The following is a 1,919-nucleotide window of genomic DNA, read 5'->3' on the forward strand; positions in this document are numbered from 1 at the left end:
CCACTCCCCCACTCCCCCACTCTCCCTCTATGGCTTTTGCGTTGCGATCGCTAATTTTGCACCTTCAACTCGCCGCAATCGATCCATAACCTGTACTACTTGACCGTGATTGACTGCTTTATCTGCATTCAATACCACAAGTAAAGGTTGATTCGGTTTGATCTGCTGGCGCACGGCGTTTTCCAACGCCTCCAGCTCGATGGGTTCTCGATTTAGCGCCAATCGCCCTTGTTCGTCAACTGTCACCGTCACTTGCGCTGGTGGCTGGCTTTTTCCGGTCGCGGCGGATGGCAAATTGACCGATAATCCTTCCGAACGAGTCAAAAACAGGGAAGACATCACGAAAAAGGTCAAAATCGCAAACACAACATCGATCATCGGCACGATGTTGATTTGGGGCGGTATATCCGGTTCATCGGGTAGACGCATAAGCTTTTTCTCCTCGTTCGTAGCGACGGCGATAAAGCAGTTCCAGCTGTCCGCCATATTCCTGAATCCGTGCAATTTGGCGTAGGTAAAGCCCCCGAAATGTATTGGCAAACATCAGGGTAAAGATGGCGACTACCAATCCCGATGCTGTAGAAACGAGAGCTTCGCTGATTCCAGCCGTGGCATTAGCTGTTTTAGTACCGCCCACATCACCCAGATTCAGGGAGCTAAACGAAGTTATCAGTCCTAATACAGTGCCTAGAAGTCCGAACAACGGAGAAAGGCTGATTATGGTATCAAAAACGTTGTTAAACCGCTTCAGCACTGGTATTTCTGCTTGCGATTCGCTTTCCAACGCCAAGCGAAATTCTTCTGGAGTCGGTTCTTCAAGTTCCAAAGCAGCCAGAAAAATTCGTGCTATGGGCAAATCGGCATTTTGCTTGAGTCGATCGATCGCACCAACAACGTTATCGCGACGGTACAGAGCAAATACGTCTCGCACTACCCGATTCTGCCTTTGGTTGATGCGAAACCAAAAAGCTATACGCTCTGCAATTAGCGCCACCGCTACTACTGAAAAGGCTAGCAGCGGCCACATGACCACGCCGCCATCTGCAAAAAGTTTACTTATTCCCATTTAAAGCCTCTACGCCAATCTAAAAGGCGATTCCTGCTTGCCAGCGAATTCTGCTGGTAAACCTAACGTCCTCATGAGAGATTATCTCTAATGAGAATAGTTGTCAAGTCTCTCTTAAACTTTAATGACACTAGAATTTCTACTTAATAGTAAAGATTTTCGTTAAGTTTTATTTTATTTTTAGAATAACCTTTTATAATTCATGGTATTACAGCTTGTTTATCGAAAAATAGATCTATTACGAACTTGACAAAATTCTTGAATAGTCTTACTTTCACTAAAGACAAGTGCAAATTATTTGCAATAGAATATGAGTCTTTCCAGGATCGCTCTACAGCAGCGACAAAGAGAAGAGGAGGAGCTGAAGTCTTTTCTAACCTTTAGCTCGATCGGTTCCGTGGTACTGCATATAGTCGTGCTGAGCCTGAGCAATTTTTGGGTTAGTGCGGCAGAAGTGCCAGAAGACCCGATCGAAGTGGTGATGGTCGATCCGCCGATCGAGGCAGTTGTCAAACCGGAAGAGAACACTCAACTCAAAGCAGAACCAAAAGCTGAAAGTACTTCTAGCGGCGGTTCCCAAGCAGGTGGCACAACCGGTAGTTCATCGGCACCATCATCTAGATCTACAGGTTCTCAGTCAGACATCGCCCTCAAAGAACCGGCGATTTTTTCTGGCAAACAGCCGAATCTGCCTGAAATCCCTGCCATCCGGCAACCAGTTGCTACTTTACCGCCCTCTCCATCTGAGCTGCCTAAACCTCTGGAACCTCCTGTTCTTAGCACTCCGCTAAAACTACAGCCAGCGCCAGTTGCTAGCATCCCGCCCCAACCGATCTGGACACCGCAACCGATC

3 protein-coding genes are annotated in these 1,919 nt (G+C 47.2%); 1 reads left to right on the top strand and 2 read right to left on the bottom strand.

The features are described 5' to 3' along the window. Positions 1-27: 27 nt before the first annotated feature. Both H6S82_RS31420 and H6S82_RS31425 read right to left on the bottom strand, forming a co-directional pair. Positions 28-429, bottom strand: a complete 402-nt coding sequence (locus H6S82_RS31420; protein WP_190475780.1) for a biopolymer transporter ExbD — start codon at positions 427-429, stop codon at positions 28-30. Beyond that, entirely contained in the window at positions 413-1,066 is a 654-nt protein-coding gene (locus H6S82_RS31425; RefSeq protein ID WP_190475778.1) for a MotA/TolQ/ExbB proton channel family protein, read from the bottom strand. The genes H6S82_RS31420 and H6S82_RS31425 overlap by 17 nt, the downstream gene beginning before the upstream one ends. Positions 1,067-1,376: 310 nt before the next feature. On the opposite strand from H6S82_RS31425, the gene H6S82_RS31430 reads away from it, so the two are divergent. After that, positions 1,377-1,919: hypothetical protein (locus H6S82_RS31430; RefSeq protein WP_199318009.1), on the top strand; the 543-nt coding region annotated here is incomplete at its 3' end.

It is taken from the genome of Planktothrix sp. FACHB-1355 (genome assembly GCF_014748295.1).
GTDB lineage: Bacteria > Cyanobacteriota > Cyanobacteriia > Cyanobacteriales > Aerosakkonemataceae > Aerosakkonema > Aerosakkonema funiforme_A.